This is a genomic window from Streptomyces katrae (genome assembly GCF_000966975.1).
GTDB classification, from domain to species: Bacteria; Actinomycetota; Actinomycetes; order Streptomycetales; family Streptomycetaceae; genus Streptomyces; species Streptomyces katrae.
In genome coordinates this window covers 1-15,540 of record NZ_JZWV01000036.1, presented here as the reverse complement: position 1 = coordinate 15,540, position 15,540 = coordinate 1, and the positions used below count along the sequence as shown (strand labels likewise).

The 15,540-nt window shown below is 72.9% G+C and carries 13 protein-coding genes and 2 pseudogenes; 3 read left to right on the top strand and 12 right to left on the bottom strand.

Annotated elements, in window-relative coordinates:
• Nucleotides 1-3 precede the first annotated feature (3 nt).
• From VR44_RS02380 to VR44_RS02370, 3 genes are read right to left on the bottom strand one after another with little or no spacing between them, the layout of a single operon-like run.
• Nucleotides 4-657 carry a LutC/YkgG family protein gene (locus VR44_RS02380; protein WP_045945652.1) on the bottom strand — a complete coding sequence of 218 codons (654 nt, stop codon included), beginning with the start codon at nucleotides 655-657 and terminating at the stop codon, nucleotides 4-6.
• Nucleotides 654-2,195, bottom strand: coding sequence for a lactate utilization protein B (locus tag VR44_RS02375; protein ID WP_094191384.1), 1,542 nt, complete (start codon nucleotides 2,193-2,195; stop codon nucleotides 654-656). Before VR44_RS02375 ends, VR44_RS02380 begins: the two co-directional genes overlap by 4 nt.
• Complete coding sequence (locus VR44_RS02370; protein WP_045945651.1) at nucleotides 2,192-2,947, bottom strand: (Fe-S)-binding protein; 756 nt, start codon at nucleotides 2,945-2,947, stop codon at nucleotides 2,192-2,194. Before VR44_RS02370 ends, VR44_RS02375 begins: the two co-directional genes overlap by 4 nt.
• An 18-nt stretch (nucleotides 2,948-2,965) precedes the next feature.
• On the opposite strand from VR44_RS02370, the gene cobF reads away from it, so the two are divergent.
• A complete protein-coding gene (gene cobF / locus VR44_RS02365) occupies nucleotides 2,966-3,718 on the top strand; it encodes a precorrin-6A synthase (deacetylating) (protein WP_045945650.1) in 753 nt (250 codons plus the stop codon).
• 13 nt (nucleotides 3,719-3,731) lie between these two features.
• Here the strand turns inward: cobF and VR44_RS02360 are convergent, their stop codons facing one another.
• Nucleotides 3,732-4,874, bottom strand: a complete 1,143-nt coding sequence (locus tag VR44_RS02360) for an aminotransferase class V-fold PLP-dependent enzyme (RefSeq protein ID WP_045945669.1) — start codon at nucleotides 4,872-4,874, stop codon at nucleotides 3,732-3,734.
• A 136-nt stretch (nucleotides 4,875-5,010) separates the two neighbouring features.
• Complete coding sequence (locus tag VR44_RS02355; protein WP_094191382.1) at nucleotides 5,011-6,570, bottom strand: glycoside hydrolase family 71 protein; 1,560 nt, start codon at nucleotides 6,568-6,570, stop codon at nucleotides 5,011-5,013.
• A gap of 224 nt (nucleotides 6,571-6,794) precedes the next feature.
• Between VR44_RS02355 and VR44_RS02350 the strand changes: the two genes are divergently transcribed.
• Nucleotides 6,795-8,132 carry a DUF2254 domain-containing protein gene (locus VR44_RS02350; protein ID WP_045945668.1) on the top strand — a complete coding sequence of 446 codons (1,338 nt, stop codon included), beginning with the start codon at nucleotides 6,795-6,797 and terminating at the stop codon, nucleotides 8,130-8,132.
• A gap of 240 nt (nucleotides 8,133-8,372) precedes the next feature.
• Complete coding sequence (locus VR44_RS02345; protein ID WP_157880205.1) at nucleotides 8,373-8,741, top strand: hypothetical protein; 369 nt, start codon at nucleotides 8,373-8,375, stop codon at nucleotides 8,739-8,741.
• An 84-nt stretch (nucleotides 8,742-8,825) separates the two neighbouring features.
• On the opposite strand, the pseudogene VR44_RS02340 reads toward VR44_RS02345, so the two are convergent.
• From VR44_RS02340 to VR44_RS40895, 7 genes and pseudogenes are all read right to left on the bottom strand, one after another.
• Nucleotides 8,826-11,064: pseudogene (locus VR44_RS02340) on the bottom strand (NADP-dependent isocitrate dehydrogenase).
• A 197-nt stretch (nucleotides 11,065-11,261) separates the two neighbouring features.
• Nucleotides 11,262-11,615: a DUF805 domain-containing protein gene (locus VR44_RS02335; protein WP_045945648.1), complete on the bottom strand. Its 354-nt coding sequence runs from the start codon at nucleotides 11,613-11,615 to the stop codon at nucleotides 11,262-11,264.
• Nucleotides 11,616-11,773: 158 nt separating this feature from the next.
• Nucleotides 11,774-12,586, bottom strand: coding sequence for a chitosanase (locus tag VR44_RS02330; protein ID WP_094191387.1), 813 nt, complete (start codon nucleotides 12,584-12,586; stop codon nucleotides 11,774-11,776).
• Between the two features lie 119 nt (nucleotides 12,587-12,705).
• The gene (locus tag VR44_RS02325) at nucleotides 12,706-13,320 is read right to left on the bottom strand and encodes a GNAT family N-acetyltransferase (protein ID WP_045945647.1); all 615 of its coding nucleotides are present in this window, start codon (nucleotides 13,318-13,320) and stop codon (nucleotides 12,706-12,708) included.
• A gap of 106 nt (nucleotides 13,321-13,426) precedes the next feature.
• Nucleotides 13,427-14,509, bottom strand: coding sequence for a magnesium/cobalt transporter CorA (corA, locus tag VR44_RS02320; RefSeq protein ID WP_045945646.1), 1,083 nt, complete (start codon nucleotides 14,507-14,509; stop codon nucleotides 13,427-13,429).
• 78 nt (nucleotides 14,510-14,587) lie between these two features.
• A complete protein-coding gene (locus VR44_RS02315) occupies nucleotides 14,588-14,980 on the bottom strand; it encodes a TOBE domain-containing protein (protein ID WP_045945645.1) in 393 nt (130 codons plus the stop codon).
• A gap of 29 nt (nucleotides 14,981-15,009) precedes the next feature.
• Nucleotides 15,010-15,540: pseudogene (locus VR44_RS40895) on the bottom strand (serine/threonine-protein kinase); the annotation flags it as partial.

The following is a 15,540-nucleotide window of genomic DNA, read 5'->3' as shown; positions in this document are numbered from 1 at the left end:
CGGCTATTGTGCGCCGAGGAGGATCACGTCCAGGGTGCGGGGGCCGTGTACGCCCTCGACCCGGTCGAGTTCGATGTCGCTGGTGGCGGAGGGGCCGGAGATCCAGGTCAGCGGGCGGGTGGGGTCGAGGCGTTCGAGGGCCTGCGGGACGGAGTCCACGACCTGGGAGGGGACGCGGACCACGCAGACGTGGTGGTCCGGGATCAGGGTGATGCGGCGCCGGCCCTGGTCGGGGCCGCCGTCGAGGACGATCGTGCCGGTTTCGGCGATGGCCAGGGCGCAGCCGGTGACCGTGCTGTCGACGCCGTCCAGGTCGTGGGCGTTGGAGGACTCCTGGTCGGGGACGAGGGTCGCGGAGGTGCCGGAGAGCCAGTGCGGGGGGAGGGCCGGGGGGATCAGGACCGTGCGGGAGCCGGAGAGCAGGCGGGCCAGGAGGGGCGGGAGGCCGGCCTCGTCCGTGCGGTGGACCTTCGCCCGGTACTCGGTCAGGTTGGCGGCGAGGAGGTCCGCCGTGCGGGCGGGGGTCCAGGTGGCGTCGTGGACGCGGAGGTAGTCCCGGGGGATGGCGGCCAGGGCGGCCTCCGGGGTGGCCTCGTCCGGCGCCGGGGCGGGCACGGCCCTGCGGATGCGGGCGAGGATGCGGTCCCTCGTGGTCACGGTCGGGTTCCCCGTTCTCGGAGCCACCAGTCGCGGAAGGGTTCCGCGGGCAGGTCGGGAAGCGTGCGGGTGTCGGTCCAGGCGCGGCCCGGGCCCGGGAGGCGGCGGGGGCGCAGGCGGCGGGCGCGGGCCAGAAGGCGTTCGGCGGTGCGCAGGGCGCCGGGGCGGTCCAGGAGGAGGCGGGCCGCGCGCATGGCGGCGCGTTCGGCGGTGTGGCCGTGGGCGGGGCGCAGGCGTACGCGGATCCCGGCGCGGGTGACGGGGCCGCCCTGGGCGACGCGTTCGCGCAGGTGGACCAGGACCTCGGGGATGTCGATGGCGACGGGGCAGACCTCGTAGCAGGCCCCGCACAGGGTGGAGGCGTAGGGCAGGGTGGCGTCGATGTCGCTGCCGGTTCCGCGGAGTTGGGGGCTGAGGATGGCCCCGATGGGGCCGGGGTAGACGGAGCCGTAGGCATGGCCGCCGGCGCGTTCGTAGACGGGGCAGACATTGAGGCAGGCGGAGCAGCGGATGCAGCGCAGGGCCTGGCGGCCGGTCTCGTCGGCCAGGGTGTCGGTGCGGCCGTTGTCGAGGAGGACGAGGTGGAAGGCGGACGGGCCGTCGCCGTCGGCCGTCCCCGTCCACATGGTGGTGTACGGGTTCATCCGCTCGGCCGTGGAGGAGCGCGGCAGGGTCTGGAGGAAGATCTCCAGATCGCGGAAGGTGGGGACGACCTTCTCGATGCCGACGACCGAGATCAGGGTGTCGGGGAGCGTCAGGCACATCCGGCCGTTGCCCTCGGATTCCAGGACGACCATCGTGCCGGTCTCGGCGACCATGAAGTTGGCGCCGGAGACGGCGACTTTGGCGCGCAGGAACTTCTCGCGCAGGTGCAGGCGGGCGGCTTCGGCGAGTTCGCGCGGGTCGTCGCCGAGGTCTTCGGGCGCGGGGCGGCCCCAACCCGCCATCTCGGTGCGGAAGATGTCGCGGATCTCGTCGCGGTTCCGGTGGATGGCGGGGACGAGGATGTGCGAGGGCCGGTCGTGGCCGAGCTGGACGATGAGCTCGGCGAGGTCGGTCTCGTAGGCGGCGATCCCGGCGGCCTCCAGGGCTTCGTTGAGGCCGGTCTCCTGGGTGGCCATCGACTTGACCTTGACGACCTCGCGTTCGCCGGTGGCCAGGACGAGGGCGGTGACGATCCGGTTGGCCTCCTCGGCGTCGGCCGCCCAGTGGACGGTGCCGCCGGCCGCGGTGACGGCGGCCTCCAGCTGGAGGAGGTAGTGGTCGAGGTGGCGCAGGGTGTGGTCCTTGACGGCCTTCCCGGCCGCGCGGAGCCGGTCCCAGTCGGCGAGTTCGGTGACCGCGCGGGCCCTCTTGTCGCGGATGGTGTGGGTGGCGCGGCGGAGGTTGGCGCGCAGTACGTCGTCCCGTACGGCCTCCTTCGCCGCCTCCGGGAACGCCGGGAAGGCCTGGGAGGTCGCGCCGGGCGGGAAGGTCGCGCCGGGCGGGAAGGGCGCGGCCGGCGGGAAGGCCGGCATGCCCAGGTCGGTGCGGGTCATCGCAGCGGGTCCTCCTCGGTCGACGCCAGGATCTCGGCGAGGTGCAGGGTGCGCAGCGGGACGCCGGCCCGGCGGAGGGTGCCGTCGAGGTGGGCGAGGCAGGAGTTGTCGGCCCCGCAGAGGACCTCGGCGCCCGTGGCCCGGGCGGCGGCGGTCTTGTCGGCGGCCATGGCGGCGGACACGTCCGGGTTCTTCACGGCGAAGGTGCCGCCGAACCCGCAGCACTCGTCGGCGCCGGGCAGTTCGACGAGTTCCAGCCCCTTGACGGCGGCCAGCAGCCGCCGGGGGCGCTCGCCCAGCCCGAGGGTGCGCAGGCCGTGGCAGGAGGGGTGGTAGGTGACGGTGTGCGGGTAGTACGCGCCCACGTCGGTCACGCCGAGCACGTCGACGAGGAACTCGGTGAGCTCGTGGACGCGCGGTACGAGGTCCTCCGCGAGCTTCTCCAGTCCGCTCCCCCGCCCTTCGCGGGCGGCCAGCCGGGCGATGCGCGGGTAGTGCGCGCGGACCATCGCGGCGCAGGAGCCGGAGGGGGTGACCACGTGGTCGTAGCCCGCGAAGGCCTCGGCGGTGCGGCGCAGCAGCGGTTCGGCCTCGCGCCGGTAGCCGGTGTTGTACTGGGGCTGGCCGCAGCAGCTCTGGGCCGCCGGGAAGTCCACGTCGACCCCGAGCCGCTCCAGGAGGCGGACGACGGCGATGCCCGTACGGGGGTACAGGGCGTCGTTGACGCAGGTGACGAACAGGGCGACACGCATGGTGGGCACAATAGCCCGGTGAAGAAGTTCTCAGTGATCGGTATAGGCGCGGGCGACCCGGACCACCTGACCCTCCAGGCGGTCAAGGCGATCGGCGCGGCGGACGCATTCCTCATCCTGGAGAAGGGGGAGGAGAAGGCGGACCTGACGGGGCTGCGGCGCGCCATGCTGGAGGCGCACGCCCGGCCGGGCCACCGCCTGGTCGAGGGCCGGGACCCGGACCGCGACCGCACCCCGGCCGAGTACGCCCCGACGGTGGACGGCTGGCGCAGCGCCCGGGCCGAGATCTTCGAGCGGTTCATCGCCGAGGACCTGGCGGAGGGCGAGACCGGGGCGTTCCTGGTGTGGGGCGACCCCTCCCTGTACGACTCCACGCTCGCGATCCTCGACGAGGTGCTGGAGCGCGGCCGGGTGGCGTTCGAGCACGAGGTGGTGCCGGGCATCAGCAGCGTGTCGGCGCTGCTGGCGCGGCACCGCACCAACCTCAACCGGGTGGGGCGCCCGGTCCAGATCACCACGGGCCGGCGGCTGGCGGAGGGCTGGCCGCAGGACGTGGACGACGTGGTGGTGATGCTGGACGCGCGGCACGCGTTCACCGCCCACCTGGACCAGGACCTGTTCATCTACTGGGGCGCCTACGTGGGCACCCCGGACGAGATCCTGGTCTCGGGGAAGCTGTCGGAGGTGTCCGGCCGCATCGAGGAGCTGCGGACCGAGGCCCGCGCCCGCAAGGGCTGGATCATGGACACCTACCTGCTGCGGCGCCCGTGAGGGCGCCGGCGGGTCACCGCAGGTAGGCGGGCAGGGCCTCGGCGAGGCGTTCGTACTCCTCGGCCCGGTTGTAGACCTGCCCGCAGACCCGCAGCCCGCCGCCGCCCGGCCGGGGCCAGACCAGGACCCGGATACGGAGCTTCGCGGCGAGTTCCTCGCGCAGTGCCGTGGCCGCCTCCCTGGTCTCGGCCACGCCGGGCGGCAGCAGCAGGGAGCGCAGGGCCAGGCCCGGGGTGTGGGGCAGCACGGTCATCCCGGGGATCCGGGCGAGGAGTTCGGCGCCGTAGCCGGCCAGGGCGCTGTTGTGGGCGCGGACCCGGTCGGCGCCGAGCCGCTCCAGGAGGTCGAGGCCCTCGGGGGCGGCGAGCCAGCCGGTGTAGTCGAAGGTGGCCCGGTACTCGACGGAGAGCGGGAAGCCGCGGTGGTCCTCCCAGGAGGGGCTGAGGGCGCGGACCCGGGCGCGGTGGGCGGGGGCCACGGCGAGGAGGGCGCTGCCGGAGGGGGCGTAGCCCCATTTGTGCAGGTTCCCGAACCAGAAGTCGGCGCCGGCGGCGATCGGTTCGGCCAGCATGCCGGGGGTGTGGGCGCCGTCGACGACGGTGGTGATCCCGCGCTCCGCGAGCTCGGCGAGGAGCCGGGGGCCGGCGATGAGGCGTGCGGTGGGCGAGCTGACGTGGTCGAGCACGGCCACCCGGGTGCGGGGCGTGACCCCGGCCAGTACGGCCTCCCGTACGGCGTCCTCGTCGGGGAGGCGGGGGTCCAGGGCCACGGTGGTGACCTTTGCCCGGCGGGCGGCGGCTTCGACGACGGTGCCGTAGCCGTGGTCGGTGACCAGGATCTCGTCGCCCTCGGCGAGGGGGATCGCGTCGAGGGCGAGGTTGGCGCCCTCGGTGGCGTTGGAGATGAAGGAGAGGCCGTCCGGGTCCGCCCCCAGGCGTGCCGCGATCCGGCCCCGGGCGGCGGTGAGCCGCTCGGAGACCCCGTTGAAGAAGGCGTCGGGATCGGCGTGGGCCTGGGCGCGCAGGGCCTCCTGGGCCTCCTGGACGGGCAGCGGGACCGCCCCGTACGAGCCGTGGTTGAGGTGTGCGACGGCGGGGTCCAGGCGGAAGAGGGCGGGGCCGCCGGGGAAGGCGGAGGGGGCGGTCGGGTCGGTCACGGATGCCTCCGGGTCGGGGGACGGGCGGGCGCGCGTGGCCTCGTGGGCCCGCAGCCGCAGCATGCGGGTGGACCGGGGCGGGGAAAAGGGCCGCTTGGGCGGGATTGGCCTGGCGGCGCCCCTCCAGCGCCCGGTTTCACCTCCCTTGTGCCCACCCCGGCCGCCCGCTGGTCGCCGCGTAGTACTGGAGGTCCTGCACCGGCACCGTGCGGTCCGCCGGATAGGGGAGCTCCACCTCCGCCGGGGCCCCGCCGTCGCGCAGCAGCCGGGCGGAGCTGATGCCGGGTCCCAGCGGGAGCAGTTCGGCGTGGAGGCCGGCCGGTGCCCCGTACTCCCGGGTGGTCCGGCCGACGGCGGTGCGGACGGTCCCGGGCGCCGTCAGGAAGCTGAGCACCTCCACGGTGTCGCGGGCGGGGGCGCTGCCCTTGCGCAGGGACATCAGCAGGGACTGGGCGCCCGTCGGGCCGGCGTCCGCGAACTGGGTGCGGGCGGTGAGGTACAGGGTGTCGCGGACGATGCGCGGCCAGCGGCCGGTCTTGAAGCGGGTCAGGTAGTACGAGGAGAGGTCCAGGTAGGCGTGGCCGTTGTGCAGGGACGGCGCGAACTGGCTGCCCTCGGAGTAGTCGTTCCAGGTGGTCAGCTGGACCCAGTCGGCGCCGTCCTCGATGGCGTGGGTCCACGTGGAGCGCAGGGTGGCGGTGTTGCCGGCCTCGTCGTAGATCCCCTGGTTGGGGCGGGCGTCCTGGACGGACACCGGCTGCATCCAGATCTTGCCGAGGTCGTGGGCCCGCCGGGCGTCGGCGGCGGCCCCCTCCTGGCCCGTGTAGCTGCGGCTGCCCCACTCGGAGAACCCGTGGCTGATCGGCGCGAAGGCGGCGGCATGGGCGTCGAGGTCGAGGAAGAGGGGGACGAAGGCGGTCCGGATGCCGTACCGGGTCCTGAGGGTGTCGATGACCCTGCTCCACCAGGCGGGGTCCTTCTGCTCGGCCTTGAACGGGGACAGGACGAGGCGGCCGTCGGCGAGCCGGTGGGCGGCGGGCGACGCGGCGAGGGTGGCGACGGCTCCGGCGAGGACGGCGGGGTCGTCGGTGTCCAGGGCGGTCATGTCGGGCATCGGCACGATCTTGAAGGCGGGGTCCACGGCGTGGGCCGCCCGCATCAGCTGCTGGGCCCGTTCCCAGTTCTTGCCGGTGAGGGAGAGCAGGTCGAGGGTGAAGCCGTCGATGCCCGCGTCCCGGGCGGTGCGCACCTCCTGCTGGAGGTTGGCGTACTCCCAGTCCCCGTCCTTCGGCGGGACGGGCAGGGGGCGGTCGCGGAGCAGGCCCCCGTAGCGCTGGTGCCTGCCGTTCTCGCCCGCGGGGTCGAGGTAGTTGCGGGTGTAGTAGTCGGCGTCGGCGCCCGCGTTGTCCAGGGAGAGCGGGTACGGGGTGAAGTAGTGGGCGAACACCAGCTTCCGGCCGGCCTGGCCGGAGCGCAGGGCGGCCGGTCCGGGCAGGTCGAAGGGGAGGGCGCCGGCGGGCGTCGCGGACGGGGGTGCGCCGGTCCCGGGGGCGGCCGCCGGGGTGGGGGCGCCGGAGGGGAACGGGTCCGAGCGGAGGGGAACGGGTCCCAGGCGATGCCCGTCGCGGCGCCGACGCCGACCAGCAGGAACACGGAGAGCAGCAGCGCCGGCAACGCCCTGCTCCCCCGCGGCCACGGGCGGCGCCGGTGCGAAGGGGGCCTGTGCGCAGGCCCGTTGGCCAGCCGGTCCGCTGTCATCGTCGAGCCCCTCCCAGGTACGCGCCCCGCCGGGGGCTGCACAGCAGTAGAGCCGATCCCCGCGTTACGGACAACCGTTCGCCCGGTGAAGGGCCGCGGCACGTACGTCACCGCGACCACAGGAACTACGAAGACCGCTTTGCCGGGGCTAATTTGGCGTCCATGCCGATGACCGTGGTGCGGCGCCGCCGAGGGGTGTTCCCGAGGCTGCGCAAACGCATGCGCAACTCCTTCCTCTTCGTGCCGTTCGCGGGCCTGCTGATCGGCTGGGTGCTGGCCGCGGTGGTGGTCCGGGCCGACTCCCTCATCCATGACCTCGACGCCCGCTGGACCGGTGTGGACCTGTCCGGGCTGTGGTTCCTGCGCACGGCCGCGGACTTCGGGTCGGCGGCCAGGACGGCGGTGGCCGCGGTCAGCTCGGCGATGCTGACGTTCATCGGCGTGGTCTTCTCGATCACCCTGGTCGCGCTCCAGATGGCGGCGGGCCGGTTCTCGCCGCGGGTGCTGCGCATCTACGTGGAGAGCAGGGTCACGAAACTGACCCTGGGGACCTTCCTGTGCACCTTCCTGTACACCCTGCGCGTGCAGAAGGAGTACGGCTCGGCCGGCGAGGGCAGCGACGTCGTCGTGCCCTACCTGGGTTCTTCGCTCACCATGGGCTTCCTGCTGCTGAGCCTCGCCCTGTTCGTCGTCTACGTGCACTCCACCATCCGGCTGATGAGGGTCACGTACGTGATGGACCGGGTGTGCCAGGAGAGCCTGCGGCTGATCCGGGACAGCGCCGGGCCCGCGCGCGCCGCGGCCGGGGACGCCGGGGAGCGGGGCGCGGACCCGGGGGGCACGACGGTCGGGCACGTGTGGCGACCCGGGGTGCTCCAGGCCGTGGACGTGCCGAGGCTGGTGGCCCTCGCCGCGCGGGACGGGCTCGTGGTGCACCTCGTCCCCCGGATCGGGGACTACCTGGTGCCGCACGCCCCCTTGTTCCGGGTCACGGGCGGGCCGGCGCCGTCCGACGCGGACCTGCAGGCGGCGCTGGAGCTGGGCGTGGAACGGACGACCGAGCAGGACCTGGCCTTCGGGATCCGCCAGCTCGCCGACATCGCCTCGCGCGCCCTGTCCCCCGCGGTGAACGACCCCACGACGGCGGTACAGGCCCTGGACCGGATCCAGGTGCTGCTGACCGCCCTCGCCCGCCAGCCCCTGGGGCGGGCGTACCACCGGGACGCGGACGGCGCGGTGCGGCTGGTGGAGACCCTGCCGAGCTGGCCGGAGCTGCTGGACCTGGGCCTCACGGAGGTTCGGGACTACGGGATCGGCTCGGTCCAGGTCACCCGGCGCATCGCGGCCTGCCTGGACGACCTGGAGCGGCTGGCCCCGCCCGACCGGCGCGAGCCCGTACGGCGCCACCGCGACCTGCTGGAGGAGGCCGTCCACACCACGGCGGCGACCCCGCAGCGCGCGGCGTTCGCCCTCCAGCCGGACCGGCAGGGGATCGGCTGAACCCCGGCCCACGGAAGCCGTCTCGGAATGCGACATTCCCCTGGTCATCCGCGTGAAGTGGCGCATAATCGTCGTCACGCGGCTCGAACCATCCCAGCTGCCGCACCGGTCACGCATGCGATGGGGGGCATCGTGATGATGGGGGATTCCAGACCCGCACGGTCCGACGGGGCGGCCGGAACCTTACCGGCCACGTCCACCGAGCTGTCGGTCCTGCTCACCGCCGTCCGGCGGGGCCGGGTGCTGACCGTCACGGGCCGCTTCCGCGAACCGCGCGCCCTGCTGGTGCGGGACATCGCGCGCCGGATCTCGTCCAACTTCTGCGACGGCGCGGCCGTGGTGTCCCTCCAGGGGGGCGGCGTGCGCGACCTGGTGGCCGCGCTGGGCCGCCTGCCCGGCATGCCCTTCCTGCCGCCCTGCGGGACGGCGGACGCCGCCTCCTGGCTCGCCGAACGGGACATGCTGCTGGTCCTCGACGACAGCGACCGGCTCTCCCCCGAGGCGCTGGCGTGGCTGCGGCGGCTGCTCGCCGCGGCGCCGGGAGTGCGCATCCTGGCGGCGGGCCGCCACCCCCTGGCCGTCGGCCAGGGCCGGGTCCACCGCCTCTAGGGGGTACGGATACGGGTCCGCCCCGGCCGGCGTGGTGTGCCGGCCGGGGCGGACCCGTACCGCTGCCGTCTGGCGCCCGGGGCGTCAGCCCAGGAGCGCGAGGGCCTGGTTCAGCGTCGTGGACGGACGCATCACGGCCGCGGCCTTGGCCGGGTCGGGCTGGTAGTAGCCGCCGATGTCGGCCGGGGAGCCCTGGACGGCGACGAGCTCGGAGACGATGGTCTCCTCCTGCTCGGCCAGCGTCTTGGCGAGCGGCTCGAAGGCCGCCGCGAGCTGCGCGTCCTCGCTCTGGCCGGCCAGCTCCTGCGCCCAGTACAGGGCGAGGTAGAAAGTACAGGGCGAGGTAGAAGTGGCTGCCGCGGTTGTCGATGCCGCCGAGGCGACGGGTCGGCGACTTGTCCTCGTTGAGGAAGGTGCCGGTGGCGCGGTCCAGGGTGTCGGCCAGCACCTGGGCGCGGGCGTTGCCCGTGGTGGCGGACAGGTGCTCGAAGGAGGCGGCCAGCGCGAAGAACTCGCCCAGCGAGTCCCAGCGCAGGTAGTTCTCCTTGACCAGCTGCTGGACGTGCTTCGGGGCGGAGCCGCCGGCGCCCGTCTCGAAGAGGCCGCCGCCCGCCATCAGCGGGACGACCGACAGCATCTTGGCGCTGGTGCCCAGCTCCAGGATCGGGAAGAGGTCGGTCAGGTAGTCGCGGAGCACGTTGCCGGTCACCGAGATGGTGTCCTCGCCGCGGCGGATGCGCTCCAGGGAGTACTTGGTGGCCTCGACCGGGGAGAGGATCTCGATGGTGAGACCGTCGGTGTCGTGCTCGGCCAGGTACGTCTTGACCTTGGCGATCAGCTGCGCGTCGTGGGCGCGGGTCTCGTCGAGCCAGAACACGGCCGGGGCGCCGGTGGCGCGGGCGCGGGTGACGGCGAGCTTGACCCAGTCCTGGATGGGCAGGTCCTTGGTCTGGCAGGCGCGGAAGATGTCGCCGGCGGCGACCTCCTGCTCGATGAGCGCGTTGCCCGCGGCGTCGACGACGCGGACGGTGCCCGCGGCGGCGATCTCGAAGGTCTTGTCGTGGCTGCCGTACTCCTCGGCCTTCTGGGCCATGAGGCCGACGTTCGGCACCGAGCCCATGGTGGCCGGGTCGAACGCGCCGTGGGCGCGGCAGTCCTCGACGACGGCCTGGTAGACGCCGGCGTAGCTGCTGTCCGGGAGGACGGCGAGGGTGTCGGCCTCGGCGCCGTCCGGGCCCCACATGTGGCCGGAGGTGCGGATCATGGCCGGCATCGAGGCGTCGACGATGACGTCGGACGGGACGTGCAGGTTGGTGATGCCCTTGTCGGAGTCGACCATCGCGAGGGCCGGGCCCTCGGCGATCTCGGCGTCGATCGAGGCCTTGATCGCGTCGCCGTCGGCGAGGGCGCCCAGGCCGTTCAGGATGGTGCCGAGGCCGTCGTTCGGGGACAGGCCGGCGGCGGCCAGCGTCTCGCCGTAGCGGGCGAAGGTCTTCGGGAGGAAGGCGCGGACCACGTGGCCGAAGATGATCGGGTCGGAGACCTTCATCATGGTGGCCTTGAGGTGCACCGAGAACAGGACGCCCTCGGCCTTGGCACGCTCGATCTGGTCGTTGAGGAAGGTGCGCAGCGCGTCGACGTGCATGACGGACGCGTCGACGACCTCGCCGGCGAGGACCGGTACGGACTCGCGCAGGACGGTGACGGCGCCGTCGGCGGCGACGTGCTCGATGCGCAGGGAGCCGGCCTCGGCGATGACGGCGGACTTCTCGGTGGAGCGGAAGTCGTCCGCGCCCATGGTGGCGACGTTCGTCTTCGACTCGGGGCTCCAGGCACCCATGCGGTGCGGGTGGGCCTTGGCGTAGTTCTTCACCGAGGCGGGGGCGCGGCGGTCGGAGTTGCCCTCGCGCAGGACCGGGTTGACGGCGCTGCCCTTGACCTTGTCGTAGCGGGCGCGGATCTCGCGCTCCTCGTCGGTCTTCGGGTCGTCCGGGTAGTCCGGAAGGGCGTAGCCCTGGCCCTGGAGCTCGGCGATCGCGGCCTTCAGCTGCGGGATCGAGGCCGAGATGTTGGGCAGCTTGATGATGTTGGCCTCGGGGGTCTTCGCCAGCTCGCCGAGCTCGGCGAGGGCGTCGGCGATGCGCTGCCCCTCCTCGAGGTACTCGGGGAACACGGCGATGATCCGACCGGCCAGGGAGATGTCACGGGTCTCGACATTCACACCGGCCGTCGACGCGTACGCCTGCACCACGGGCAGGAAGGAATACGTCGCGAGGGCCGGGGCCTCGTCAGTGTGCGTGTAGATGATGGTCGAGTCAGTCACCGGATGCTCCGCTCCACAGTCTGCGTCTCTCGTCTGCAACATTGCTCGACATCAAGATATCTCGTGATCGGCCCGGTCAGGACAGCCCCCTGCCGCAACCCGAGCGAGACGCGTGTCACCCCGGCACGCCACAGCGCCGTCACCGGCTGCGACGAGCCGGTGACGGCGCTGTGGCGTACGGGTCGCCCGGAGGCGTATCAGGCGGCGATCTGCTTGGGGCTGGGGCCGTACGCGTTCGGCCCGGCGTCACCCTCGGTGGCCATCAGGATGATCATCCAGATGAAACCGATGAAGGGGATGAGGCTGACGAGGTACCACCAGCCGGACTTCCCGGTGTCGTGCAGCCGGCGGACCGAGACCCCCAGGGAGGGGAGGAAGACGGCGAGGGTGTAGATCCAGGTGATCACCGGGTAGCTGCCGAGCGCGTAGTCGAGGATCGTCAGGACGATCACGATCGGGATGTTCCAGAGGAGGAACATCCAGTACTCCTGGCGGCGGGCGCGGCCCTGGAAGTCGGCGTACCGCTTGATGACGTCGAGGTAGTAGTTCACGAGTCCCCCCTTGGGACGGAACCTGCGGCCCCTCCCCTGAAAAACGGGGCCGGCCGGGGTTATGCCCTCGGGGCGACGCCCTCAAGCCACTTCGAGCCAACCGAATAAAGCCAACATCCCTGGTTTCAAAGGGAGTTGGGCTGCTCAGCGGCCCCGGGTCAGCCGATGTGGTACGAGTCCCCGTACACCTTCCAGTCAAGCGGGGTGTTCAGGTTGAGGTTGCCCTTCCTGAGGAAGACGCGCTGGGCGGTGTCGACGCGGCTGGTGTCGCTGTGCGCCTCCTCCTGCTTCATCGCCCAGACGCGGGCGTCGAGGAAGGCGTTCAGCCAGGTGGTCTCGTTGCCGCCCTGGGCCGGGGGCTTGGCCTTGGCCAGGGCGCGCTTGCGGATGCTGCGGAAGCTGGTGGCGTCGCCGCCGTCGCCGTGCATCACGATGGCGTCGTAGTAGATGAACTGGCCGAGGGTGCCGACGCCGTCGGACTTGCCCTGCTTGACGGCGGGGTCGAAGTAGACCCGGTCGCGCTCGTGGTCCTGGGCCTTCTTGAACTCGGCGTCCTGGGCGGCCTTGGCCCAGTCCCTGGTGAAGTTGGGGTCGAGGCCGGAGTGGGAGTCGCTGCCGTTGACCCTGCGCAGGGCCGGGAGGTACTTGGCCAGCACGTTGCCGGGCTTGACCTGGGTGTAGTACTCGACGAGGTCGAGCATGTCGCCGGTGCCGGAGCAGAAGCCGATGATGCCGGCGGTGTAGCCACGGCCGTCGCCTATGTCCTCGATGTACTTGTACTGGGCCTTCCAGTCGAGGGAGGAGTTCTCGGCGCTGGAGACGATCCGCATGGCGATGTCCTTCTTCGCCGGGTCGTCCAGACCGGCCGCCGCGCGGGCGCGGGCAGCCTGCGGGGTGGGGGCGGCGGGCACGGCCTGGGCCGCCGCCGGGACCGCGAGGAGGGTGGCGCCGAGGAGGGCGCCGACGGCCATGACGGCGCGGGGGGTGGTGAACACGAGGCCTCCGTAGGGGGGTTGAGCCTTCCCTGTTCCGTTAGGAAACTTTCCTACCAGATGGGGAAGGCGGAGGACACCCCTCGGAAGGACCCGGCTCAGGACTCCTGGCGGGCCGTCAGGCGCTCGCGCAGGGCCTGCTTCGCGGCGGGCCACTCGGGCCGGGTGAGCGAGAAGACCACCGTGTCGCGCACATGGCCGTCCCGCATGACCATGTGCCGGCGCAGGATCCCCTCCTGGGTCGCGCCGAGGCGGGCGATGGCGGCGCGGGAGGCGGCGTTGCGGACGTCGGTGAGCAGCTCGACGCGGTTCATCCCGAGCTCTTCGAAGGCGTGGGTGAGCATGAGGAGCTTGGCCTCGGCGTTCACACCCGTGCGCTGCCAGGTCCGGCCGAGGAAGGTCCAGCCGATCTCCAGGCGCCGGTTGGCGGTGTCGATCCTCATCAGCCGGGTCGAGCCGGCGATCCGGCCCGTGGCGAGGTCCACCGTCGCGTACGCGAGTTCCGTGCCCGCCTCGCGCCCCGCGACGGCGTCGGTTATGAAGCCGCGTACGTCGTCGGGGTGCGGGACGAGGGTGACCGCGAGCTCCCAGAGGCTGCCGTCGCGGACCGCCTCGCAGAGCCCGTCGTGGTGCCGGTGGTCCAACGGCTCCAGCCGTACCCGCCCGCCGGTGAGCTCCGCCCCAGCCTGTCCCGCCACTGCCTGTTCCGCCATGCCTGACCCGCCCGTTCGCGCTGATCCGATCCGTCTTCCGACAGCCGGACCCTAATGCGGGGAGGGGTCGTCCACGCCATCGGTTTTCGCCGGGCGGGGGGCGGGATCAGAGCCAGCCGTTGCGGCGGAAGCCCCGGTGGATGACGTAGCAGGCCACCGCCATGACCGCGAGGACCAGGGGGTAGCCGTACGTCCAGTGCAGCTCCGGCATGTGGTCGAAGTTCATGCCGTAGACCCCGCACACCATCGTCGGCACGGCCACGATCGCCGCCCATGCCGTGATCTTCCGCATGTCCTCGTTCTGCGCCACCGTCACCTGCGCCAGGTGCGCCTGGAGGATGGAGTCGAGGAGGCCGTCGTACGCGGCGATCTGCTCCGTCGCCCGCGTCAGGTGGTCGGCGACGTCCCTGAAGTAGGCCCGGACCTCCGGCGGGATCACCGGTATCGGCTGCGTGGCGAGGTGTTCGAGCGGCCGCCCCAACGGGGCCACGGCCCGGCGCAGTTCGAGGAGTTCACGCTTGAGCTGGTAGATCCGGCCCGCGTCGCCGCGTCCGCCGTGCTCGCTGAACACGGCCGTCTCCACGGCGTCCATGTCGCTCTGCACCGCGTCCGTGACGGCCACGTAGTCGTCCACCACATGGTCCGCCATGGCGTGCAGCACGGCCGCCGGACCCTTCGCCAGCTGCTCCGGCTCGGCCTCCAGGGCCTCGCGGACGGGGCCCAGGGTGCCGTGGCCGCCGTGCCGGATGGTGATGACGAAGTCCTCGCCGACGAAGGCCATCAGCTCGCCGGTCTCCACCACCTCGCTGGTCGCCGTCAGCTCCTCGTGCTCGACGTAGCGGACGGTCTTGAACACCGCGAAGAGGGTGTCGTCGTAGCGCTCCACCTTGGGCCGCTGGTGGGCGTGGACGGCGTCCTCGACGGCCAGCGGGTGCAGTCCGAGCAGCTCCGCGAGCCCCGCGAGCTCCAGCTGCGAGGGCTCGTGCAGGCCTATCCAGACGAAGCCCTCGCCGGTCTTGCGGACCCGGCGCAACGCCTCCTCGACCTCGGCGCAGCCGTCCTGGCGGATGCCGTCCTGGTAGACCACGCAGTTGACCACGGCGCTGCCGAGCGGCGAGCGGGCCGGGTGGCTGAGGTCGACGGCCCGCCGGTAGCCGCGGCGCACGGCCCGGCGCAGATTGCTGAACATGGACAACGCGGTACTTCCCTTCGGCGGATCAGCGGCCAGTCTGCCACCGCCGCGCCACGGGGCCCGCCCCGACCTGGCTCAGCCGCGGTCGACGAAGACGCTGGTCGACTTCACCCGCGCCGTGGCCCGCGAGCCCACCTCCAGGCCCAGCTCCTCCACGGCCTCGCGGGTGAGCAGGGAGACGATGCGGTGCGGGCCGGCCTGGATCTCCACCTGGGCGTCGACGGTGCCGAGCCTGACGCCGGTGACGATGCCGGGGAAGGCGTTGCGTGCCGAGGTGTGCGGGGCCTCGACGCCGTCGGCGGCCTCCTGCGCGGCCTCGACGCAGAACGCGGCCAGGTCCGGGCCGTCGACCATGCGGCGGGTGCCCTCGCGGCGGGTGGGGAAGCGCTCGGCGTCGGCCCAGCGGCGGGCCGTGTCGACGCTGACGCCGAGCAGCCGGGCCGCCTGGCCGATGGTGTAGGACTCCATGGGCGCAGCTTAGGCCGGGGGGCGGAGGGCTAGCACGCGGGGGACGAGCCCTTCTGTCCGGTGAGGTCGCGGTTGTAGAGCCACCCGGTCTGGTTGGTGCCGTCCACGCGGACGAACGTCCACTGGTTCCCGTACGAGTTGACGATGTAGCAGTGGTACCAGAGCTTCGTTCCGCTCTTGACCAGGGCGCCCTGGGCGCACTGCTGGTAGGGCGCGGCCAGCAGGTGGTGGTCGCCGGATATGAAGCCGTAGGTGCCGGGCTTGGGGTCCTTGTGGGTCCAGCCGGCGCAGCCCGTCGGCACGGGGCCCGGCTTGGCGGTGGCGGCCGAGGGCGATGCCGTCCCGGGCTTCTTCGAGGGCGTGGCGGAGGGGCCCGTCCGGGACGGGGAGGGGGACGGGGACGGGCCCGGGCTCGCGGTGCCGGGCAGCTCGCCCGGGGCCGGGGAGTCGGGGGCGGCGGCCGGCGGTGTGGCGGTGGTCCGCGTCTTCTTGCCGCCGCCCGCGCCTGCGGAGGTCAGGGCGTACGTGACGCCTCCGGCGGCCAGTACGGCGACCACGGC

Bases quoted from the DNA above. Each gene is read 5' to 3' on its own strand.
- corA (WP_045945646.1), bottom strand. From the start codon at position 14,509: ATGTTCAGCAATCTGCGCCGGGCCGTGCGCCGCGGCTACCGGCGGGCC.
- VR44_RS02370 (WP_045945651.1), bottom strand. From the start codon at position 2,947: ATGCGTGTCGCCCTGTTCGTCACCTGCGTCAACGACGCCCTGTACCCC.
- VR44_RS02330 (WP_094191387.1), bottom strand. From the start codon at position 12,586: ATGGCCGTCGGCGCCCTCCTCGGCGCCACCCTCCTCGCGGTCCCGGCG.
- VR44_RS02350 (WP_045945668.1), top strand. From the start codon at position 6,795: ATGCCGATGACCGTGGTGCGGCGCCGCCGAGGGGTGTTCCCGAGGCTG.
- VR44_RS02375 (WP_094191384.1), bottom strand. From the start codon at position 2,195: ATGACCCGCACCGACCTGGGCATGCCGGCCTTCCCGCCGGCCGCGCCC.
- VR44_RS02325 (WP_045945647.1), bottom strand. From the start codon at position 13,320: ATGGCGGAACAGGCAGTGGCGGGACAGGCTGGGGCGGAGCTCACCGGC.
- VR44_RS02315 (WP_045945645.1), bottom strand. From the start codon at position 14,980: ATGGAGTCCTACACCATCGGCCAGGCGGCCCGGCTGCTCGGCGTCAGC.